Source organism: Dolichospermum sp. FACHB-1250 (genome assembly GCF_014696335.1).
Lineage (GTDB): Bacteria > Cyanobacteriota > Cyanobacteriia > Cyanobacteriales > Nostocaceae > Dolichospermum > Dolichospermum planctonicum.
Genome location: NZ_JACJPZ010000020.1, coordinates 1 through 22,545, shown reverse-complemented (window position 1 = coordinate 22,545; position 22,545 = coordinate 1). Strand labels below are relative to the sequence as shown.

Below are 22,545 nucleotides of genomic sequence, written 5' to 3'. Positions count from 1 at the left end.
TGGCGTTGCTGCATTCAAATATGGAATGGGAAAACTCACCACCTCAAATTTCAAAATACAACGCCAAATATTTATCAAATATTTATCAAATATTTAGTTAGTTCTTCGGCGGATTTGGTGGACACCAAAACAGGTTTTTACTGGACACACCCAAAGATTCTAAAATCCCTTTCATCACATCTGTACAGTACATCCAATGCCCCAAATCATCATACATCCGATCAGGATTAAACTCAAAATTGTAATGCAATACATGAGGCAAATTTGAGAACTCATCAGAAGATTGCGGAGAAAGAATCAACAATTGAAACGGCTTACTTTGACATTGTTTTTTCAGTTTATTAAGTAAATCAATTACTCCACCTCGGTCAGCAATACCCGTACGGACAAAAAGCACCTCGTCACAGTGCTGGAGTGCGTACCAAAATCTTTCAGAACGTGCCGTATAACGAACCCGCATCCGTTCATGGATAGGAGACATATCGTTAACAGGGTCTTCCGTATCTTCGACTTCATGGGCAAAAGATAATCCCCCCCACTTACTGTGGTAAATTCTGCGTTCCTCGGAATTGTAATGTAGCAAATGAGGATTCCACATATCATAAAAACCATTTTCGATGATATCTGCAATATCTGCAATTTTGGTAGTGCGAGTCAAATCAAAAGGAAAAGCCGGACCGTCGTATTCCATCTTATACAATAACATTCGCACCGCACAGCGATCGCCCAAAGGCAGAATCGCCACCCGACTAATTTCTGCTAATTTGCATTTATATTGCAAAAATACCGCTGATTTGGGTGGTGCTTTTACCCGACTTTCCAAGCCATCCTGACCAATCATCATTGTCCGAAAAGGTGCATCGGGATAAAAAGGATCTTCGTATACACCTGACGGCATAGCTTTTAATGCCTTGCGTATCTCCGGCCACATCGGCTGGATATTGTATTCATTATCCGATTCGTTGATAATCCAGATGTGATATTCATCTTGTTGTAAAATTCCCAGATGCCCATCATAAAACAAAACTTGGGAGTTATTCGGAGCAAAGAGATGGAAAGCGGCGTGATATTCCAAGTCAGCACCAGGGGGAATATTAACAGTTGTGGAAATAGTTCCATTCTCTTGCACAGCAAAGAAAGGCAGTATTCCTTTCTCAGCATTTAGGGATAACAACTTAGCAATGTAGATACCTGGGATTAATCCCGCCTGATTTTGCAGACCAGTTTGTAATTCTTGCCAATAAGGAGCGATAGTATAATTATATTTTGATGGATTTCTAATCCGCAGACTCTTCTCTTCGAGAGAGGCACAAACATAGAAACCTGCACTGTCAAGGTAGATAGGGACTTCGTTCGGTTGCCAAAAGCGTTGTTTTTCTTTTGTTAATTCGTCTTTGTCAATTTGGAACAGGCGCAGGTCTATTGCCTCATACATCAGCCGATGACCGATGGTATTAGGATGAGACGGGTCAAAAGATGTCCCCTCTTGCCAACGTCCATGACCGTTATCTACTGCTGCTAACCAATCCAAAATCGGTACATCCCAATTTAACATTCGGTTGTGTGTATCCTTCAACAGCCAATCATGTTCCGGGGAAAAATCACCATGGGGATAGACTCCCCCTAAAATTGGACGTGCGCCCAGTGTCCGGGTCATTTTTACCAACTGCTGCAAACCACTTTCAAACCGTCGCTGTACTGCCCTTCTTTCGTGAGGAGAACAATAGGCTAACCCTTCGTTACCCAAAGATAAGGCAATAATTACTACATCTGGTTTTTCCGGGGTGACTACTGAGGCAAATCTGGCGATGGTTCTACTGACATTTGCGCCTGACTCTGATAAATTTATGACTTGATGCCCATATTTTTGCTGTAAATCCTGTGCCAACAGCCAAGCCCAGCCTTTGAATAACCAAGCTTTATGTCCCAAAGCCACAGAACTGCCAATCACCACAATTTTCAAACTGTCCAGACCGCCCGACTCTTTTTTTAGGGCTTTATTATCAGTAGAATTATTGAAATAGCCAAAGGCATAAGGTTGTAAATAACCATAAGCACCATCATCCACAACAATAGTACCGGACTCTTCTTCAGGGTTAATTGGTAGCCAGCGGTTTGTACCCATAGCTTCCCATTGTCCATGTCCTTTAGCATCAATGCGTACATACTTATATTCGACTCTTTGGTAATTATTCAAGGCCAAAGACGGCTGAAAATCAATTTCTTGATCTGTCCACCATAAAGGATAGCGATCGCCACTGGTACGCAGATGAACACATTTGGTAATGTCCCACAATCCCAATTCGGGAGTAGAACCGACGATACCAATGGATTCACCAGCTTGTGTATATGCAGTAACCTGGAATTGATACATGGGTTTTTGCTGATTTAGGGATACAATACTTTATGGAAAGGCTGAATCCTTGCAGATACTTTGACAGAATATCACGTATCACAAGCGAGGATGAAAAATATAAGGTATTGTTAAGTGAAAATTTCTTACCTAGTTCGTAACAACTGCACAAAAGTATTACTAACTGTATTGTCTTTAGTATCAGCAGCATATTGAATCAATTTTTCCCGTAGTTCTTTAGCTGCATCTAAAGGCAGTAGGGTTGCTAACAAAAAATATACACCACGAAAACGCGGGTCGCCCATTCTATCAATTAATAATCTTTCGGCTGCATCATTTTCGCCGATAAAGTTTTGCACCAAAAAGAAATCCATGATTTTGTCGTGACGGAAGTACCATTCTTTCTTAGCTTCGCCTTTTTCATCTTGCCACTGACGGCTGACTACCATTTTGTATTTTTCATCGGACAAAGACTTGATAACTTGATCAAATTCATCTGCTGGTAAAGCTTGTTTGTCTTCAACTCGCATTTCATAAACAGCAGCTGAGAATTTTTTTAACGGAAATTCTTGTTTCCACTCTTGTAAATATTCTGTTGCCATTGAATTGTATTGCTGTTCTTGCAAGCGAAATAAATTCGGATATTTGCCTTGTGATAACATGAGAGCCACCACAGTTAAATCCATCGGATTTGAGAGAATGCGTTGGGCAGCATCTAACTCTTCCTTAGCTTGTTGTGGTTTGAGAACTTCTGTTAAATAATTAGTGCAAGCTTGGTCATAATCAACGCCTTGAACTTGGGCATTTTTAGGTAGTCGCGGTTGACGAGAAAGCAAAAATTCTTGAATTTGTTGTGGTTCAAGGGGCTGCAATTTATATATCTTTGCTGTTGAAGGTGGTGTCCACTCTAAGGGCTGGGTGGTCATAATAATATTGCCCCGGAAATAGCTTTCTACAAACTGGACGATTTTTGCCCGTGTTTCCGCAGTGACTTCATTAAGTCCATCAATGTAAATATCTATTGCACCACTGTAAATCAGATTTTTGAGGAAGCCGGCATCTTGTGCCTGTCCGTGTAATTTGTCTTGAATTGCCTCAATTACGCCTTTATGACACTTTTGGGCGGGGAGATAAACTAGAATGCGTTGGGAGTTTTTGACCAGATGACGCAGAAACATTGATTTACCCAAACCAGAATCGCCTTCTAAGACAATTTGCCCTTTGATACTGGGGAGGGCTGCGGTGACAGGGACAATTTCTTCAGCACCAGGAATTTTGACTCTCGACTCTGGGAAGTATGATTGGTCATCAAATTTATCTAAGCCTACATCAGCTAATAGGGAAGGCTGGAATGGTTCAAATAATTTGCGGCGAAAGAGAGGACACCAGGTGAGGAGAAAGCCGACATAACCGACACCGAGAATGCGACGTACCCAAGGATTCCAAAAGAAGATGGCCTGGATTTGGGGAAATTTGGGATAGGCAAAGATGAGTGCTAACCAAAAGGCTGCGTGAGAAATGATAGTAATTCTAGCGTTAAAAAACCACTGCCCACTTTGCAGGTTAACTATGACTGATTGTAAGGAATCAGCTTCGTTGAATCCAGCATTTTTCAGGTTGTTGTAGTGAGTTTGTAAAAGAACAATATCTTGTGGTTGCCAAGAGACTTTTCTGGCAACTACAGCAATTTGCTTTGCTAAATCTGCCTTTAATTTAGTTAAATCTTGGCTGTCTTTCCAGACTTCCTGAAGGACTTTTAGTGTTTTTTCACCTTCATCATGTGTCAGCTTTTCAGGAATTGCTTTTGGTTCGGGTTCGCCTACCCATGTCAGCAAGGTTTTCACGTCATCAGTGCCACCACCAAGGAAATAGGTTAAAAATCGCCATTTGGCAATTTCTGATTGGCCTTCGTAATAGACGCTATCCAGAATTACCACAACTTGATCTAACCTAAGTTTTCCTATCTTCCCCAATGCCTCTGCTGCACCTTGACGAACATATTTGTCAACGGATTTATCTTTGAGGATGTCGAGAATGTCTTTAACGTAGGGTTTGGCAGCCTCCCCTAGATTCCCCAATGCCTTTGCTGCACTTCCACGAACATTGTAGTCAACGGATTTATCTTTGAGGATGTCGAGAATGTCTTTAACGTAGGGTTTGGCAGCCTCCCCTAGATTCCCCAAGGCATAAGCTGCACCATAACGAACATCGGAGTCAACGGATTTATCTTTGAAGATGTCGAGAATGTCTTTAACGTAGGGTTTGGCAGCCTCCCCTAGATTCCCCAATGCCTTTGCTGCACTTCCACGAACATCGGAGTCAACGGATTTATCTTTGAGGATTTTGGCAGCTTTTTGAGCAATATTTTCTGGTTTCTCAACTACTGATGGCCAATTTTTTAGATCATATTCATTGAGTTTGTCAAAAGCAAGTTTCTTAACTCCGTCATTTCCATCATCAAGGGCGGCTACGATACCGTTAATCTGCCAATCTTGGGGTTTAGGTTTAGGGGTTTCTTTGGCGCTAACCCAAGGTAGGCAGAGAAGAAATGAAAAAATGAATGCCAAAGGATAAAGGAGAAAGCGAGAAGGCTTGCTATTATGGCGGAGACTTGTGAGCATAATTGGGGTAAGGTGGCAGATTAGACGCGGTTAACGGTATAATACCAGACTTACCAGGATTTTAAACTTTAAACCTTTCTTAGAAATAAATTATAGCCCCCTCCTCGCTTACGGTGAGGGGGTTGGGGGCAGTGGGGTTATTGTATTTCATTAAACCGATAACTGCTATATACTAATTAATTTATATACAATTATACTTTTAATACAAGCATCTACACACAAGATGATCAACACTGAATCCTTACGGTTTTCCAAGCCTGTGGCAAAATTTAGTAAAGTTGTCATACAATTATTCTTCTATTATTCTCAACATGACTGTAACTATTCCTAATCTCCCTAGTCTTTACGAAGCCTTCTCCACAGAAGCCAAATGGCAAAAATTCTGGGAAGATCACCAGGTTTACAAGGCCGACCCTAACCACAAAGGTGAACCCTACTGTGTCGTTATCCCCCCACCTAATGTTACTGGTAGTTTGCACATGGGTCACGCCTTTGAAGGGGCTATCATTGACACCCTGGTGCGTTACCACCGCATGAAAGGACGCAATACCCTCTGGTTGCCGGGAACTGACCACGCTAGTATAGCAGTGCAAACGATTCTAGAAAAACAACTCAAGGCCGAGGGGAAAACTCGTCATGATTTGGGACGGGAAAAGTTCCTAGAACGGGCTTGGCAATGGAAAGCGGAATCTGGTAGTACAATTATTAATCAGTTAAAACGGTTAGGGGTATCTGTAGACTGGACTAGGGAACGCTTTACTTTAGATGCGGGTTTATCAAAGGCTGTTTTAGAAGCGTTTATTCGTCTCCATGAAGAGGGTTTAATTCACCGTAGTAACTATTTAGTCAATTGGTGTCCTGCTTCGGGTTCGGCTGTATCTGATTTGGAAGTAGAACCTAAAGAGGTAAATGGTAATTTATGGTACTTCCGTTATCCCCTCAGTGATGGTTCTGGTTTTCTGGAAGTGGCGACAACTCGCCCAGAAACAATGTTAGGTGATACAGGAGTGGCAGTTAACCCCAATGATGATAGGTATAAACATCTGATTGGTAAGACCGTAACTTTACCGATTATGAACCGAGAAATCCCTATTATTGGTGATGAATTGGTGGACGCGACCTTTGGGACGGGTTGTGTGAAAGTGACTCCAGCCCATGACCCCAATGATTTTGAAATGGGTAAACGTCATGATTTACCGTTCATTAATATTATGAATAAGGACGGTACACTGAATGAAAATGCGGGGGATTTTCAAGGTCAAGACCGCTTTGTTGCTCGTAAAAACTTGGTCGCTAGGTTAGAAATTGAAGGTGTTTTAGTCAAAGTTGAAGAATATAAACATACAGTACCTTATAGCGATCGCGGTAAAGTCCCTGTTGAACCGCTCCTTTCTACCCAGTGGTTTGTCAAAATCCGCCCTCTGGCTGATAAAACCTTAGATTTACTCGATACCCAAGATTCCCCGGAAATTGTCCCCCAACGTTGGACTAAAGTTTATCGTGATTGGTTAGTAAATCTACGTGATTGGTGTATTTCTCGCCAATTGTGGTGGGGGCATCAAATCCCCGCTTGGTATGCTATTAGCGAAACTCAAGGGGAAATTACGGATACAACTCCTTATTTTGTCGCCCGCAATCAAGCAGAAGCCTTAGAAAAAGCTAAAATCCAATTTGGGGAAGATGTCCAATTAATACAAGACCCCGATGTTTTAGACACTTGGTTTTCTTCGGGACTGTGGCCATTTTCAACTTTAGGTTGGCCGGAAGAAACGGAAGACCTAGCCACATATTACCCGACTACTACCCTAGTGACTGGTTTTGATATTATCTTTTTCTGGGTAGCAAGAATGACAATGATGGGTACACATTTTACTGGGAAAATGCCCTTTAAAACTGTGTATATTCATGGTTTAGTTCGGGATGAAAATAATAAGAAAATGTCAAAATCTGCAAATAATGGCATTGACCCATTATTGTTGATTTCCAAATATGGAACGGACGCTTTACGGTACACCTTAATTAAGGAAGTTGCTGGCGCTGGTCAAGATATTCGTTTAGAATATGACCGGAAAAAAGATGAATCGATTTCAGTAGAAGCCTCTCGCAATTTTGCCAATAAATTGTGGAATGCAGCCCGATTTGTGATGATGAATTTGGACGGACAAACTCCAGCCCAATTAGGTCAACCAGTTCCCACAGAATTAAGTGATAGGTGGATTCTTTCCCGTTTTAACCAAGTTGTTAAACAAACAAATCATGACATTGATAATTATGGTTTAGGAGAAGCAGCAAAAGGACTTTATGAATTTATTTGGGGTGATTTCTGTGATTGGTATATTGAGTTAGTAAAATCCAGATTACAGAAAGATGCAGACCCTATATCTCGCAAAATTGCCCAACAAATCATCGCTTATGTTTTAGAAGGGATTTTAAAATTATTACATCCCTTTATGCCTCATATTACTGAAGAAATCTGGCAAACTCTCACCCAACAACCAGCGGAAAATCCCCAACTGTTACCTTTACAATCCTATCCTGAACCCGATTATAAACTGATTGATTCAGTATTGGAAACCCAGTTTGATTTATTAATTGACACAATTCGCACAATTCGCAATTTACGAGCAGAAGCAGATATTAAACCAGGGGTAAAAATTACTGCAAATTTGCAAAGTGAAAGCGAAAATGAAAGGTTTATTCTCACTGCGGGACAGGCCTATATTCAAGATTTAGCCAAAGTTGAAACATTGACAATTGTTGATAATAATCCTATTGTGATTCCCGCAGAAACTCCACCAGTTGAAGATAGTAAATATTGGAGTGGAATCACGACCGTTGCTGTAAGTATTCTTGGGTTTATCGCTTTGCGAGTAGCTTTATTTGTGGCAAATACTGCGTTAGATATTCCCATTTTTGGCACTAGTTTTGAACTAATTGGTTTGGGTTATACCGGTTGGTTTGCTTTCCGCTATTTACTCAATGCTGAAACAAGAAAAGAGTTATTTGCAAAATATTTTCCAGCTAGTCAAACACCAACTGAACCACAAGTTCTAACAACAGTAACCGAAAATGAAAAAGAAAATTCCATTGCGGGTGTTGTCGGCACTGTACAGGTAGTAATTCCCTTAAAAGGAGTTGTAGATATTGAAGTTGTGCGGGCTAAATTGGAGAAAGCTTTGCAAAAAGCCCAAGCCGAAGCCCAATCTTTGACTGCTAGATTAAGCAATTCTAAATTTGTGGATAAAGCCCCCGCAGATGTGGTAGAAAGCACTAGGGCTACTTTAGTAGAAGCCGAAAAACAAGCAGAAATTTTACGCATACGTCTGAAGACGTTTTTGTAGATCTCGCCTACGTAGCTTGGTTTAAGTATAATGGGTGATTGGTAATTATTCCTCTTCCCCATTCCCTGTTAAGAGTTCCCTGTTAAAAGTTCAAAAGTATAGGTGTGTCCTCCCCGGACGCACCTTCAAGAGTTTTCGGCATTTTCCTGAAAATAGATAATATAAATAATAGAGGCGTTATGGGGTTTGATGGGGATGAGTTGGACAGAAAAACTAGAACAATTACAAGCTTTATTTCAGGAAATTGACCAGGCTTTGATAGCCTATTCTGGGGGAGTTGATAGTACATTAGTGGCTAAGATCGCTTATGATGTTTTAGGCGATCGCGCATTGGCTGTAACTGCGGTTTCTGCTTCTCTATTACCAGAAGAATTAGAAGACGCGAAAATTCAAGCCGCAACTATCGGCATAGCTCACAAAATTGTCCAAACTCAAGAAATGGACAATCCCAATTATACATCTAACCCGGTAAATCGTTGTTATTTTTGTAAAAGTGAATTACACGATACACTAAAACCCTTGGCTTTAGAATTAGGTTATCCTTATGTAGTAGATGGGGTCAATGCAGACGATTTACATGATTATCGTCCAGGAATCCAAGCTGCAAAAGAAAGAGGTGTAAGATCACCTTTAGCAGAAATTGGAGTGACTAAAGCCGAAGTTAGACAAATTTCCCAACAACTAGGTTTACCTTGGTGGGATAAACCCGCTCAACCTTGTTTAAGTTCCCGCTTTCCCTACGGTGAAGAAATTACTATAGCCAAATTGCAGCGGGTAGGTAGGGCGGAAATTTATTTACGAAACCTGGGGTGGCAAAATTTACGGGTACGTTCGGAGGGTGATACAGCTAGAATTGAATTATCGCCGGATAAAATTCAAGATTTTGTGACAACGACAGATTTACCAAGTCTAGTATCTGTATTTCAAAACTGGGGATTTATCTATGTAACCTTGGATTTAGAAGGTTATCGTAGTGGTAAACTAAATCAGGTCTTACCTCAAGTCGCTGTGAGAAAATCATCATCTCATCTGTATAGCATTTAGATTGTATAATCTAAATCAGTCTAATTATTGGGGGGTGTGGGGCATCCCTGGCTGCTCTAGTGAATTACACCTGGCCATTGCATTGCTTTCGCTTTCATAATAGTGCAGTGTCACTTGCACCAGGAAGGGATTTGCTTGTTTCTCTTGAGAATAATCAGACGGCTGTACGGGTGGTGTTTCCAGAGACGGAAAAATGGGAGGAAGGGTAATAGAGGTTAGGGTTGGGGATTGGAAGCTCAAAGGCAATTGTGATACTATATCAGTTAATTCCAGAGGAAAAAAAGAGTCTAGTGGGGGAAAGAAAGATGGGAATTCTAAGCCCGGTTGTGTAGGCGTTGTTGGCTCAGTCGGACTGGTACTATTTGCAGATGTACTAATAATAATTTGCCGAACTTGACTCTCCGTTAGGTTAGGGTTAGCACTAAGCATGAGGGCAACAACACCGGCAATGTGAGGAGCAGCCATAGAAGTACCAGAGTAAGTGTCATATTGATTATTAGGTACTGTGGAGTAAATATCAACTCCTGGGGCGGTAACGTATGCAATTTCTTGAGAACCAGAACGGTTAGAAAAGTTCGCAAAGTTATTATTTTGATCTACCGCACCGACAGCAATTCCTGAATTATAGGCATAGCGGGCAGGATAGGATGGTATTGAGTCGCCATTATTGCCCGCTGCCATAACCACAATTACACCTTTGCTGCTGGCATATTCAATGGCTGATTTCAGGGTATCATTAGCAGAGTCACCCCCTAGACTGAGATTAATCACTTTCGCGCCATTATCAACTGCATAATAAATGCCTTTGGTGATGTTTGAGTAAGAACCTGAGCCATTGGCATCTAGAACTTTGACGGGCATAATTTGGGAATTATAGGCAATACCAGTAACGCCAATACCGTTGTTTTCTGCGGCTATAGTTCCAGAAACATGAGTTCCATGGCCATTATTATCTAAAACATTGTTATTTTTATTATCAAAATTCCAACCTCGAACATCGTCAATATAGCCGTTGCCATCATCATCTATCCCATTACCTGCTATTTCTTTGGTATTGATCCAAATATTATTTTTTAAGTCTTCATGGTTGTAGTCTACGCCAGTGTCTATAACCGCTACAATAATCCCTTGTCCTGTATGTCCATTATTCCAGACCGTGGGAGCTTTGATCAGATCCGCTCCCCAGTTATTACCACCCAAGTTAGGAACATCTTCATAGGGACTAACACCAGCGGCTTTACTCACTGCTAATCCTGCATTTACTAGTCCATAGCCATTGTTTGAGTTATAATTACTATTGGTGACAACAGGGGAATTTGTTTTTAACTGATCTGGGGAAGAAGAACTATGATTACCCCAACCCGTAATATTATTAATATTATCAGTGGGATTTTCAAAGGCATTAGTTTGGGAAATAGCTGTATATTGGATTTCTTTTGCAGATAGAAACTTTTGAAAAATATCAAATGGCATAAGTGTTTAATCCCTGAGAATAGCAATATTTTATTTGACAAGGTAATTTTGTCAAAATCTGCAAATACAATAATTTAAACTTGTCAGTTATTACCCTTATTTAATTAATACTATGAGTTAGTGATCTAAAAAGATGTTTTTATTACGAATAAACTAATATTTAATGAATAATTTTAACAACAAAAATAAATTAATATTTGATGACATGAAAATAATGTAAAAGCGATGATTTCATGACAAAATTATGCTTTTTTCATATTTATAAGTTGGTTAGTAAATTAATAGTAAGTTTTAACTGAGGTTGTGAAAAAAATTATGATCAAAAATAAAAATAAAAATAAAAATATAGTTTTGGTTGGTGGTGGTCATAGTCATGCTATTGTCTTAAAACTTTTTGCCATTTATCCACTATTAGGAGTAAACTTAATCTTAATTACCCCAGATAAATATACACCATATTCGGGAATGTTACCGGGATATATTGCCGGATTTTACAATTATACTCAATGTCATATCGATTGGGAAAAGTTATGTAGATTTGCTGGCGCACAATTGTATCTTGAGCAAGTCATTGGGCTAGATTTAAAAAATAATCAACTGCTTTGTGATCAGCAATCTGTGATAGATTTTGATCTTCTTTCTATTGATATTGGTAGCACTCCTGGAAAATTGTCTGTATCAGGTGCAGTAGAATATGCAATTGCAGCTAAACCAGTGGCACAATTTTTAGAACATTGGCATAAATTACGGGAAAATGTGGTTATAAATTCGCAAAAAACTCTCAATATTGGTATTGTGGGAGGTGGTGCTGGTGGTGTGGAATTAGCTTTATCAATGCCAGCAGGGTTGCAAAATTTGGGAATAGATGATTTACAGGTACATTTATGGCAGAAAAGTCATGAAATAATGCCAAATTATCATTTATCTGTGCGGTTAATTATGGAGAAAGTTTTAATTAATAAAGGTGTGAAATTGCATTTGGGAGAAACGGTAAATCAAGTTGCTCCAGGGAAGGAAAAGCTAAAGATTAAATGTCAATCTGGGTTAGAATTTGAATGTGATCAAGTTTTTTGGGTGACACAAGCATCAGCAGCAGAGTGGGTAAAGGATTCGGGAATTGGTACAGATGAAAAAGGTTTTATTTTGGTGAATAATAATTTGCAATCTGTTACTCATGCCCATATTTTTGCAGCGGGTGATATTGCGACCATGATCAATCATCATCTCCCCAAAGCGGGTGTGTTTGCGGTGCGTCAAGGTAAACCTTTATATGAGAATTTAAAAAGGATGATTTTGGGAAAGTCACTTAAACCCTATCAACCACAAAAAACTTATTTGAGTTTAATTAGTACGGGAGACGGAAAGGCATTAGCTACTAGAGGCAGTTTCACCTTACCCCCTCATCAATTATTATGGTACTGGAAAGACTGGATTGATCGCCGTTTTATGAGACAGTTTTGATACAGTTGATTACCTCATAGTTAATTTACAGCAGTTCCCGGTATTATAAAGTACAGATATTAATGATAAAACTCTTGTGGTGCGGGCATCTTGCCCGCATAAATTGTACCTCACTCAAAACTACTTGCTGTATCTATGGGAAAAAATACAGTATCCCTTGTTCAGCGTCTAATGTCACCATCATTCCCACAGGTAAAGCAGCATTGGGGCTATCATGACCAAAGGGGAGATGAGAAACTATGGGGATACCCAAATCACCCAAACAATCCCGCAATACTTCCTCTATAGTAAAACTAGGTACATTGGCTGCGGCTTCACACTTTGTAAATCCTCCCAAGGCAATACCGCGAACTTTAGACAGAATACCACTTAATCGCCATTGAGTCAACATTCTATCTATGCGATAGGGTGCTTCTGTTACATCTTCTAAGGCTAAGATTACACCCTCAAGGTCTGGTAAAATCGGTGTTGCTAAAAGATGGGTTGCTACTGTCAAATTACCAGGAAGCAAGATTCCCGTACTTGTACCACCACCCCAACCTTTACCCTTTAAAGGTACGAGGGGACGACCTTCTACTATGTCCATTAGCCTCTGTATTGACCATTCTGGCTCATTAGCTAGGGTGGTGAGGACGGGACCATGGACACTGACAATATCGGCGTTGTAGAGACTCCACAGCAAGGCTGTGATGTCAGAAAAGCCGATTAACCATTTAGGGGGAATGATATTTTTTTCTGGCCAATTCCAATCTTCTAAAATCCGGGTACAGCCAAAACCACCTCTCGCGCAGAGGATACCCCGACATTCTGGATCTTCCCATGCTGTGGCTAGTTGCTGACGACGGTGGATATCTGTACCAGCGAGATAACCATGTTTATTATCTATGTTGGCTGAAATTTCAACCCGATAACCACGCGCTTTCCAAATTTCCACACTTTGATGAAACGCTTCCATTTCTCGTAATGCACCACTAGGAGCAATCACGCGCAGCAAATCACCTGGTTTGAGATATGGAGGTAAGATAAGGAGTGACATCGGTAGAAAATGTAAGTAATAGTTATATTTTTGTTATATTTTTGGTAGTTATCGGTGATTTACCTCTGTTTAAGGGACTTTTTTCGAGGATAGTTCTAAAACTAATGATTCCTCTGGGGTATTTGTTTCTGTGATAGTAATTGTCTGATTTTTGACTCCAATATTCTCCCGTTGGTTGATTAAATAAATACTGATTAAGGTGAGAAAAACACCTAACCATTGGATAATTGTCAAGACCTCTGAGAGGAAAATATAACCGAATATTAAGGCAAAAATCGGTGTCAAAAAGGTCAGAGAACTTAAACTGGTGAGATTTCCACTGGAAGCAAAATAGAAAAATAAACCATAAGCGATCGCACTACCAAATACAGTAGCATAACTTAAGGCTATCCAATCTGATAGTACAAGATTTTGCCATTGTTGAGCTTCTAATACCGAAGAAATTCCCCACAAGGGCCAGCCTCCGATAATCATGTGCCATCCTGTAGCCATGACTGGATCTGCATATCGGCACACAAACCGAATCAACACCGTTCCCACAGCCATTGATAAAGCAGCCAGTAACATTAATAACTCACCACTATTAAATAAATCTTGCCAATTAGCTGGGTTAATTGTCACTCCTGAATCAAGAAGATGAAAAATCCATTCTTCTGGTAAACCAATGAGACTAATTCCTGTGATTCCCAAACCTAACCCCAACCATCCCCATAAACCAATATGTTCTTGAAATAACCAGAGGGACAGTAAAGCTACTGCTAGAGGTTGGGAGTCTATCATGACCGAACCTAAACCAGCATTGGTTCTGACTAAACCCTCTGCTAAAAATCCTTGAAATAAAGTACCATCAACTAAAGCAAATATAATAATCCATAACCATGCTAACCAACTTTTAGGTACAGGTTTACCCATGAATGCTGCTACCATGAGAATTAGTACCCCCGCAGGTATTAACCTGACTCCAGCCATAAATAAGGGTGTAGTGTGGGGAATTACACCTTTCATGGCCACCATGGCTGTACCCCAAAGGAAAAAAGGAGCGATTAATAGTAGATACGTTAGGGGATTTTTAAATCCACTGAGTTGCACTTGCATGAGATGATCGTGGTTTTTAGTAAATAGATGAATATACTACTTTAGCTTTACTTTACCTGATTTTGGGGTTTTTTGAATTGCCTGGATATTTCGCGGTTAGATATTAGGAGTATAAGATAAATGATCACAATTAAACCCAGGGTTGAAGATAGTTTTGGAATTACACTAGCACCATTGTCTGTAGAGGAAATCTATAGTCAGGTGGATAGTCCTGCTCATGGTGCAGTGGTAATCATGAGTGGTATGGTTCGTAATCAAACTGACGGTAAGTCTGTGGTGGCTTTGGAATATCAAGCTTATGAACCAATGGCTTTACAGGTATTCTATCAAATTGCTGATCATATTCGCCATCAATGGCCTGATATCGGTCGGGTGGCAATATATCATCGCATTGGCAGATTGTCAATTGGGGAAATTAGTGTACTTGTAGCTATAGGTTGTCCCCACCGTGGACAAGCTTTTGCGGCTTGTGAATATGCTATTGATACGTTAAAACACAACGCACCTATTTGGAAAAAGGAACATTATTACAAGATTGGAGAAGATGGTTCAAGAGTAGTAGATTCATCTTGGATTTCTATAAATAATTGTCAGCATTAAGTAGGAGGGAACAAGTAACAGGTAACAGGGAACAGGTTACAGGGAACAGGGAACAGGGAACAGGTAACAGGTTACAGGTAACAGGGAACAGGTAACAGGGAACAGGTAACAGGGAACAGGTTACAGGGAACAGGGAACAGGGAACAGGGAACAGGTTACAGGGAACAGGTTACAGGTAACAGGTAACAGGGAACAGGTAACAGGGAACAGGGGTTCTAGAGTTTTCATGTTCATTCACTGCTTAATATTTCTTAACATAAATATCTTGACAAAATTGACATCAAGTGAGATATAATCTCAACAGAGATGATAAGAAAACTCACCTAATAGAAAGCTTAGAAAGCTCAAAAGCTGACTAAGTTGGGATTTCGGGGTTATAGCGCAGTTGGTAGCGCACCTCAATGGCATTGAGGGGGTCAGCGGTTCGAATCCGCTTAGCTCCATGGCATAATCAAAATAAAATAAACTCTAGATACTCCATGACTATGACCTTAGGACATTATGACTTTAGGACATGAGGACCTGATTACCTGGGTTTTCCTAGTGTAGTAATGTAAATGACTGCTTCGTCAGCAGGAATACCCAAGACATCGTTAACCTGGTCATCAAAAAAGCCAGCGATACCACTGACACCTAAGTTTAAGCGGACTGCTGCTAAATTCAATCTTTGTCCTAAAATACCTGCATCTGTGTGTAAATAACGGTAAACTCGATCACCATACTGAGCGATCGCACTTTTGAGGTCGGCAGTATGAAATAATACTGCTCCTGCATCTCTACCTAATTCCTGTCCCAAGCAGAGAAAATGTAACTCCCGACGGAAATTTTTAAAGCGAATTTGCCGTAATTCTTGGGCTTTAGGTGCATAATAATAACAACCTGGATCTAAGCCTTGAACTCCAGAAACCACCACAAAAGTTTCTATTAAATTCAAGTCAAAATAATCAGGGTCAGGATCTAAATTTTGGTCAACATAATTTTGTGGTTGATAAGTGAAATCAAGTAAAGCTTTTAGTTGATCAAAACTTAAATTATCGCCAGTATAAGCACGAGTAGAACGTCGTTTATAGATAGTATTTGCTAATTCTGATAAATTTTCCCCCCAAAAAATTGGCGCAGTCCTAGTAGGAATTTTATCACAGAAAGGAAAATTATATTTATCCTCTAAAGACCTTTCTTCTTTGAGAGTTGATAACTTTAAATTACTGCTAGTAGTCTGTGTGATTTCTGTCCGTAAATGAAAATATTTTAGTAGTTCACCGTCAGGAATAGATGGATAATTAGTTTCAGTGGTAGAAGGTAAAGCAGTGCTGGCTTTAGGTAAATTTTGGCGAATATCTAACAAATCTGCCAAAGCTAAAACAGCGGTCGTTCCTTCTTGTTCATGATCAATATAAAGTAGATCATTAACCGCTTTATCCACAAAACCGCCTATTAAATAAGAGCGATAATTTGCCAGATTACAAGCTAATTGAATATTACCTAAAAGATGCCCAGTATCGAGACAAATTCGGCGGTAGGCTCTATCTTCATAACGCCAAACAGAACGATAAAAAACCGCAGTAGTAATAATAGCTAATTGAGTGGTTTCTAGGGAAGAATGCCAAAAACAAGCCTCTTGTAAATTTTGCCAAACATCACTTTCCCAGAAGTGCATTAAAGAATGAGTTCGACATTGATAATTATAAAGTCCTGGTGGTAACAAAGGTGTACCGCGAGAAACTAAATATACTTCAGCCGGATATAAACCCCCCGCACTGGGAGCAGCACGTAAATATACTGCACTACCCATAGAAGGCATTTTTGCCGTCAGTCCATAACTGTGAAATAATAGGTGAGAGAGCCTGTACCACCATTGAGCATCTTGATCATGGGCGAATATTTCTGTATTTTCTTGTAAATAGGGTTTTAGGTCAATATCAGCACCGATTTTGTACTCTTTGAAAGGTACTGGTTGTTTAGCCCAGTCTAAATTATAATTTTTAGCAGCTAGAGTTTGGGGATCATACTTAGTCCGTTCGTGATAATGTTGGGCTATGGATTGATGTATTTCTGGCATAATAAATAATTGTAATTTAATATCCTTGTATTCCTACCATTGACGTTGACATTTATTAGCTCCATGATTTCCCGTAAATCAATTAAAAATTCAAACCTGAAAATTGATTTTTTCTGCTAAAATTTCTAACCACCAGTCCTGGAGAACATTGAGCAAATGATACCTATACGTAAAACTCTCTCAACATCTGATATTCAACTTTCTTACCTAGAATGGAATCAAGGTCAAGAACCATTAATATTGTTACATGGTATGGCTGATCATGCTTTAGTTTGGTCAAGTTTGGGAGACTATTTAAAATCAGATTACCATATAGTCGCGCCGGATATGCGTGGTCATGGTGAGAGCAGCAAGCCAGAAAAAGATTACACCTTTAAAAGTGCAATTTCCGATTTAGAGGCATTAATGGATAAACTGGGGTGGCCTGCGGCTCATATTGTCAGCCATTCCTGGACAGGAAAATTAGCCGCCATTTGGGCTAGAGAAAACCCAGCCAGATTAAAAAGTATCACATTAGTAGACCCCATTTTTATTTGGAAAATGCCCAGTTTTCTGAAAATCATATTTCCCCTTTTATACCGTGTTTTACCCTTCCTCAAAAGCATGGGCCCCTTTACCAGTTACGAAGCAGCCGAACAAACAATTAAACAACTCAGTCAATATCAAAATTGGAGTTCTTTGCAACAGCAAGTTTTTCAATCTGCAATTACACAAAAACCCGACGGTACTTGGGGTAGTAAATTTACTATAGCAGCCCGTGATGGCATTTTTGATGCAGTCATGGAAGTACCAGGTTTTATTCACCCAGTTGACACACCTGCCCTCTTTATACAACCAGAAAAAGGTGTCAACCGCCAAAATTGGCAAATTCAACCTTACAAAACCAACCTCAAAAATTTACTTATTCGTCAAGTCCCCGGAAATCATTGGCCATTCTTAACTAACCCAACAGAATTTAATCAAACAGTTGCCAGTTTTTTAGCAGCACAAAAATGAGATAATTACAGATAATTCGCAATGTCTCATTACCCATTACCAATTACCCATTACCCATTACCAATTACCAATTACCAATTACTTATTATGAGTCTTTGTATTAATCCAGTTTGTCCTCAACCCAACCACCCAGATAATGACGAAAACCGCTTTTGTCAAAGTTGTGGTTCTCAATTAGAATTAATCGGACGTTATCGAGTTTTACGTTTATTAAGTGACCAAACTGGATTTGGTAAAATTTACGAAGCTTATCAACAAGATAGGCCAAAAATTCTCAAAGTCCTCAAACAAGAATTAACTAATGATCCTAAAGCAGTCTCATTATTTCAACAAGAATTTAATGTATTAAAACAATTAAATCATCCTGGTATTCCCGCAGCAGAAGATTACTTTCCCTATCAAACCAGAAATAATCTTATACTCCATTGTCTGATTATGGAAAAAATTGCCGGACCTAATTTAGAAGAGTGGTTAAAGCAACAACAAAACCGCCCCATTTCTCAAGTTCAAGCCATAGCCTGGTTAAAACAATTATTAGAAATAATAGCGTTAGTACATAATCAACAATATCTCCATAGAGATATTAAACCATCAAATATCATGATTCGTCCTGATGGACAATTAGTATTAATTGACTTTGGTACAGCTAGAGAAATTACCAAAACCTATTTAGCTAGTGGGGGAATGACAGCAATTTCATCATCAGGTTATAGCCCTTTAGAACAAATGCGTGGACAAGCCATACCCCCATCAGATTTTTTTGCATTAGGACGGACATTTGTATTTTTATTAACGGGATATCAACCTGGAGAATTATATGATCCTAACTTAGATATTTTAAAATGGCGACATCATGCAAATCACATTTCTCCATTATTATTAGATTTGATTGATTGGTTAATGTCCACCCAAGTAAATCAACGCCCTAGGAATACTCAAGAAATTTATCAAAGATTAGCAGAAATTGAGGATCAACTCTCACAAAATACATCTGCAACCGTGAATATTAGCCGAACAGAAAAAACAGCCATAATTAATCAAACAACTACTAATAATACTCTTATTCCCCCACAAGAACCACCGGAAAAATTACCATTATTGTCCTGGTTTACAGCTTTAGTAGTTTCCTTATTACTACTGTGGTGGGTAGCCTTAGGATTTAAAGACAATAAATTTGTAGCCTTACCTGCTGACTATGGACAAGCACCAGTTAAAAAAGGCAAAGTTGATTATTTTCCCTATGAAGAAGGGAAAGATAGTCAAGGGAGAGTTGCCGAGTTTAATATTGCGGTTTTATCAGTAGAATATAAATGGCAATTAGGCAGCACCTACCAAATTAAATATAATAATCAAACTATGACAATTGATTCCTTAAAATCTAATTTAGAACAGGAAGGAATCCAGACAATTATGGAAAATCCCAGCGAGATTATTTCCGTGGGAACAGCCTCCTGTGAAGGTAATATTATCGCAGAACAAAGTCGCGCCTTAGAACGTTCTCAACAAATTCAATTATTAGTAAAAAAGATATTTAGTAATATACCCAGTATTAAAGGTTATCGCTTATTAAATTTGGGACAATTTCAGAGAAAAGACTGTCAAGCTAACCAAGACTCAACAGCCTATCAACGCAGTATTATTATTATTGGGGTGAAAAAACAAGCGGAAGGTGTAATATTAGATGAAGCCTTAAGAGATAGATTAGAGAAAAAACCATTTGCTGATTTTAAATTAGAAGATTATTCTCTAGGTTCACCAGATAAATTTAAAACCATACCCAGTAATTTAGGTGACAGATGATAGGTGATAGGTGATAGGTGATAGGTGATAGTTGATAGGTGAGTAGGGTGTGTTAGCGACAGCGTAACGCACCATAATATATTTAATTGTATAGTGAGTAGGGTGTGTTAGCGACAGCGTAACGCACCATAATATATTTAATTGTATAGTATAGATATAATAACGAAATATGAACGAATAAACCTCAAACCCTGATCAACCAAAAGCCAGGTAGGGTGTGTTAGCTTTATTCGTAACGCACCATCTTATATATTATATATAATTAAATATATACTAACATAAATATGAACCAATAAACCTCAAACCTTGATAAACCAAGACCGTATTAAGCCCCCATACCAGAATAGCGTTTTAAACCCTTACGCCATAAAAAACGATTAGCACCCAAAAATACAAGAAACCAACCAATAATTGACAAAAATCCCCTGGTTAAATTTACAGGTAGTCCCACCAAAATACTGGCTGGGAAATTAATCATGTAGGGAAAAGGTGTTAACATAACTATGTTTCTGATATTTTCGGGAAAGACATCTAAAGGTGCTATTAAACCCGATAAAAATAGAAAAAACAACATCCATAAATTTTCTAAAGCTGCTGCTCTTTCGGTCCAAAATGCAACCATAGCAACGGTATATTGAATGATAAATCTTAAAGCAAAAGCCATAATTGCTGCTAAGATAAATAAGCATAAATTACCTATATCAGGAAACCAAAAGGCTTGGGGATAGAGAACAAAAAAGAATGTGGATAAAAGTAATACAAAAGGCATACGAGCGACTCTTTCACCTAAATGATTACTAATATGATGCCAAATTGGATCTAAAGGCTGTAATAATCTTAGAGAAAGTTTACCTTCTAATATTTCTTTTTCAAAGTCATAAATTACCCAAACTACACTAATTTGTTTAGTCAGGAAAACAGCGAAGAAATACCGAGCAAAATCCACAGGTTGAAAACCAAATTTACCACTTTCGGCTGCTTGTACCCAAACACCCATCATAATCATTGGTAGAGAACCTGCTAGAACCCATAGGATTAATTCTGAGCGATATTCCAGCATATAAGCATAGTAAACTGACAGTAAAGTTAAGGCTTTTTTAATCGCTTTTTTCATAGGTGACAGGGGACAGGGGACAGAGAACAGGTGACAGGGGACAGGGGACAGGTGATAGGTTACAGGGAACAGGGAACAGGGAACAGGGAACAGGGGACAGGTGACAGGGGACAGGTGATAGGGGACAGGTGACAGGGGACAGGTGACAGAGGACAGGGGACAGGTGACAGGAGAGAGGGGAGAGGGGACAGGTTACAGTTCCCTCCCTTTGGTAAGGGGAGGGTTAGGGTGGGGTTTTATCAAATAAATCCTTTTTGAAAAACTCGGCCAATTACCTCTTCTACTGGTGGTTCTGTAACTGTTAAATCTACCACTGCTAAATCAGCTAAAATCCGGGATACAGTCTGAGTTAATGCTTCTTGTTGAACAATAAATCTTACTGCTCTTTCTTCGACCATTTGTACATCACCATAGGACATAAGTTGTGCTAATGGTAATACTTGAGCTAATTCGACATAAATTTCTCGATAAGGAGCAAAACTTTCTAATAATCCCTCTAAACTACCATCATACATTAATTTTCCTTCGTGAATTAATAATACTCGTGGACACAAAGCTGTAATATCAGCCATATAATGACTGGTTAATAATACAGTTGCTTGATAAAGTTGATTATATTCCTTTAAAAAGTGACGGACTCCTACCTGAGCATTAACATCTAACCCTAAAGTGGGTTCGTCTAAAAATAAGATTTGGGGACGGTGTAAAAGTGCGGCTAATATTTCGGCTTTCATTCTTTCCCCTAATGATAATTTTCGCACTGGTTGAGTTAGTTTACCTTCTAAACCCAACATTTCTGTTAATTCCCCAACGCGACGCTGAAATTCTTTATCAGAAATATTATAAACTGCGGCGTTAATTTTCAGAGAATCTAAAGCGGGTAAATCCCAGATTAATTGCTGTTTTTGTCCCATGACTAAGGTGATTTTTTGGAGAAATGTTTCCTGACGACGAAAGGGAACAAAACCACCGACCTTAACTAGACCACTAGAAGGATGAATTAATCCTGTTAGCATTTTTAAAGTCGTAGTTTTCCCCGCACCATTGGAACCTAAAAAACCGACAATTTCCCCAGGTTCAATAGTAAAGGAAACATCTTGAACGGCTTTAATTAAACGATAATTACGACGAAAAAAGTGGGTAATTGTTCCTCTTATTCCTGGATTTTTAATTGCTACTGGATAGGATTTATTCAGATTTTCTGCAACAATAATTGACATAGGGGAATAGGGAATAGGGAATAGGGAATAATATTAATTATTGCATATCATTGGCGAATAAACTAGCTGATCCTGATTTTCCCGTGACAAATAATGATTTAGTCGTAGTTGTTGGGTTGAGTTTCATCCTGTAAATCCTCAAATCCTGGTTATCCTGATTCAAGACAAGAAAACCCAAACCAAAACCGAAAACTTAAAAATCACATCCTGTAAATCCTTAAATCCTGGTTATCCTGATTCAAGACAAGAAAACCCAAACCAAAACCGAAAACTTAAAAATCACATCCTGTAAATCCTCAAATCCTGGTTATCCTGATTCAAGACAAGAAAAC

Annotated in this window: 14 protein-coding genes and 1 tRNA gene; 7 read left to right on the top strand and 8 right to left on the bottom strand. The window is 39.1% G+C overall.

All coding sequences use genetic code 11. The features are described 5' to 3' along the window. Positions 1 to 97: 97 nt before the first annotated feature. On the bottom strand, positions 98 to 2,374 hold the full coding sequence (locus tag H6F39_RS09070; RefSeq protein ID WP_190396583.1) for a DUF1796 family putative cysteine peptidase: 2,277 nt from the start codon (positions 2,372 to 2,374) through the stop codon (positions 98 to 100). Between the two features lie 125 nt (positions 2,375 to 2,499). Then, complete coding sequence (locus H6F39_RS09065) at positions 2,500 to 4,974, bottom strand: HEAT repeat domain-containing protein (protein WP_190396582.1); 2,475 nt, start codon at positions 4,972 to 4,974, stop codon at positions 2,500 to 2,502. Positions 4,975 to 5,285: 311 nt separating this feature from the next. Between H6F39_RS09065 and H6F39_RS09060 the strand changes: the two genes are divergently transcribed. Both H6F39_RS09060 and larE read left to right on the top strand, forming a co-directional pair. Further along, complete coding sequence (locus tag H6F39_RS09060; protein ID WP_190396604.1) at positions 5,286 to 8,315, top strand: valine--tRNA ligase; 3,030 nt, start codon at positions 5,286 to 5,288, stop codon at positions 8,313 to 8,315. A 195-nt stretch (positions 8,316 to 8,510) separates the two neighbouring features. Next, positions 8,511 to 9,359 carry an ATP-dependent sacrificial sulfur transferase LarE gene (gene larE / locus H6F39_RS09055; RefSeq protein WP_190396581.1) on the top strand — a complete coding sequence of 283 codons (849 nt, stop codon included), beginning with the start codon at positions 8,511 to 8,513 and terminating at the stop codon, positions 9,357 to 9,359. 24 nt (positions 9,360 to 9,383) lie between these two features. Here larE and H6F39_RS09050 read toward each other — a convergent pair whose 3' ends face one another. Next, entirely contained in the window at positions 9,384 to 10,832 is a 1,449-nt protein-coding gene (locus H6F39_RS09050) for a S8 family peptidase (protein WP_190396580.1), read from the bottom strand. A gap of 315 nt (positions 10,833 to 11,147) precedes the next feature. Between H6F39_RS09050 and H6F39_RS09045 the strand changes: the two genes are divergently transcribed. After that, positions 11,148 to 12,293, top strand: a complete 1,146-nt coding sequence (locus tag H6F39_RS09045; protein WP_190396579.1) for an FAD-dependent oxidoreductase — start codon at positions 11,148 to 11,150, stop codon at positions 12,291 to 12,293. A gap of 133 nt (positions 12,294 to 12,426) precedes the next feature. Here the strand turns inward: H6F39_RS09045 and H6F39_RS09040 are convergent, their stop codons facing one another. Continuing rightward, a complete protein-coding gene (locus tag H6F39_RS09040; protein ID WP_190396578.1) occupies positions 12,427 to 13,329 on the bottom strand; it encodes an LD-carboxypeptidase in 903 nt (300 codons plus the stop codon). A 69-nt stretch (positions 13,330 to 13,398) separates the two neighbouring features. Further along, complete coding sequence (locus H6F39_RS09035) at positions 13,399 to 14,424, bottom strand: DMT family transporter (RefSeq protein WP_190396577.1); 1,026 nt, start codon at positions 14,422 to 14,424, stop codon at positions 13,399 to 13,401. A gap of 120 nt (positions 14,425 to 14,544) precedes the next feature. On the opposite strand from H6F39_RS09035, the gene H6F39_RS09030 reads away from it, so the two are divergent. Then, positions 14,545 to 15,024: a molybdenum cofactor biosynthesis protein MoaE gene (locus tag H6F39_RS09030; RefSeq protein ID WP_137909633.1), complete on the top strand. Its 480-nt coding sequence runs from the start codon at positions 14,545 to 14,547 to the stop codon at positions 15,022 to 15,024. A gap of 370 nt (positions 15,025 to 15,394) precedes the next feature. Continuing rightward, positions 15,395 to 15,467, top strand: a tRNA-Ala gene (locus tag H6F39_RS09025). 83 nt (positions 15,468 to 15,550) lie between these two features. Here H6F39_RS09025 and H6F39_RS09020 read toward each other — a convergent pair. Further along, positions 15,551 to 17,083 carry a SagB/ThcOx family dehydrogenase gene (locus H6F39_RS09020; protein WP_190396576.1) on the bottom strand — a complete coding sequence of 511 codons (1,533 nt, stop codon included), beginning with the start codon at positions 17,081 to 17,083 and terminating at the stop codon, positions 15,551 to 15,553. A gap of 156 nt (positions 17,084 to 17,239) precedes the next feature. Here H6F39_RS09020 and H6F39_RS09015 point away from each other — a divergent pair, with 156 nt between their 5' ends. Further along, positions 17,240 to 18,079 (top strand): alpha/beta fold hydrolase, encoded by an 840-nt coding sequence (locus H6F39_RS09015; RefSeq protein ID WP_190396575.1) that lies wholly within the window; start codon positions 17,240 to 17,242, stop codon positions 18,077 to 18,079. An 87-nt stretch (positions 18,080 to 18,166) separates the two neighbouring features. Further along, on the top strand, positions 18,167 to 19,879 hold the full coding sequence (locus H6F39_RS09010) for a serine/threonine-protein kinase (RefSeq protein ID WP_190396603.1): 1,713 nt from the start codon (positions 18,167 to 18,169) through the stop codon (positions 19,877 to 19,879). A 325-nt stretch (positions 19,880 to 20,204) separates the two neighbouring features. Here H6F39_RS09010 and H6F39_RS09005 read toward each other — a convergent pair whose 3' ends face one another. Continuing rightward, complete coding sequence (locus H6F39_RS09005; protein WP_137909635.1) at positions 20,205 to 20,993, bottom strand: ABC-2 family transporter protein; 789 nt, start codon at positions 20,991 to 20,993, stop codon at positions 20,205 to 20,207. 239 nt (positions 20,994 to 21,232) lie between these two features. After that, the gene (locus tag H6F39_RS09000) at positions 21,233 to 22,213 is read right to left on the bottom strand and encodes an ATP-binding cassette domain-containing protein (protein ID WP_190396574.1); all 981 of its coding nucleotides are present in this window, start codon (positions 22,211 to 22,213) and stop codon (positions 21,233 to 21,235) included. Positions 22,214 to 22,545 lie beyond the last annotated feature (332 nt).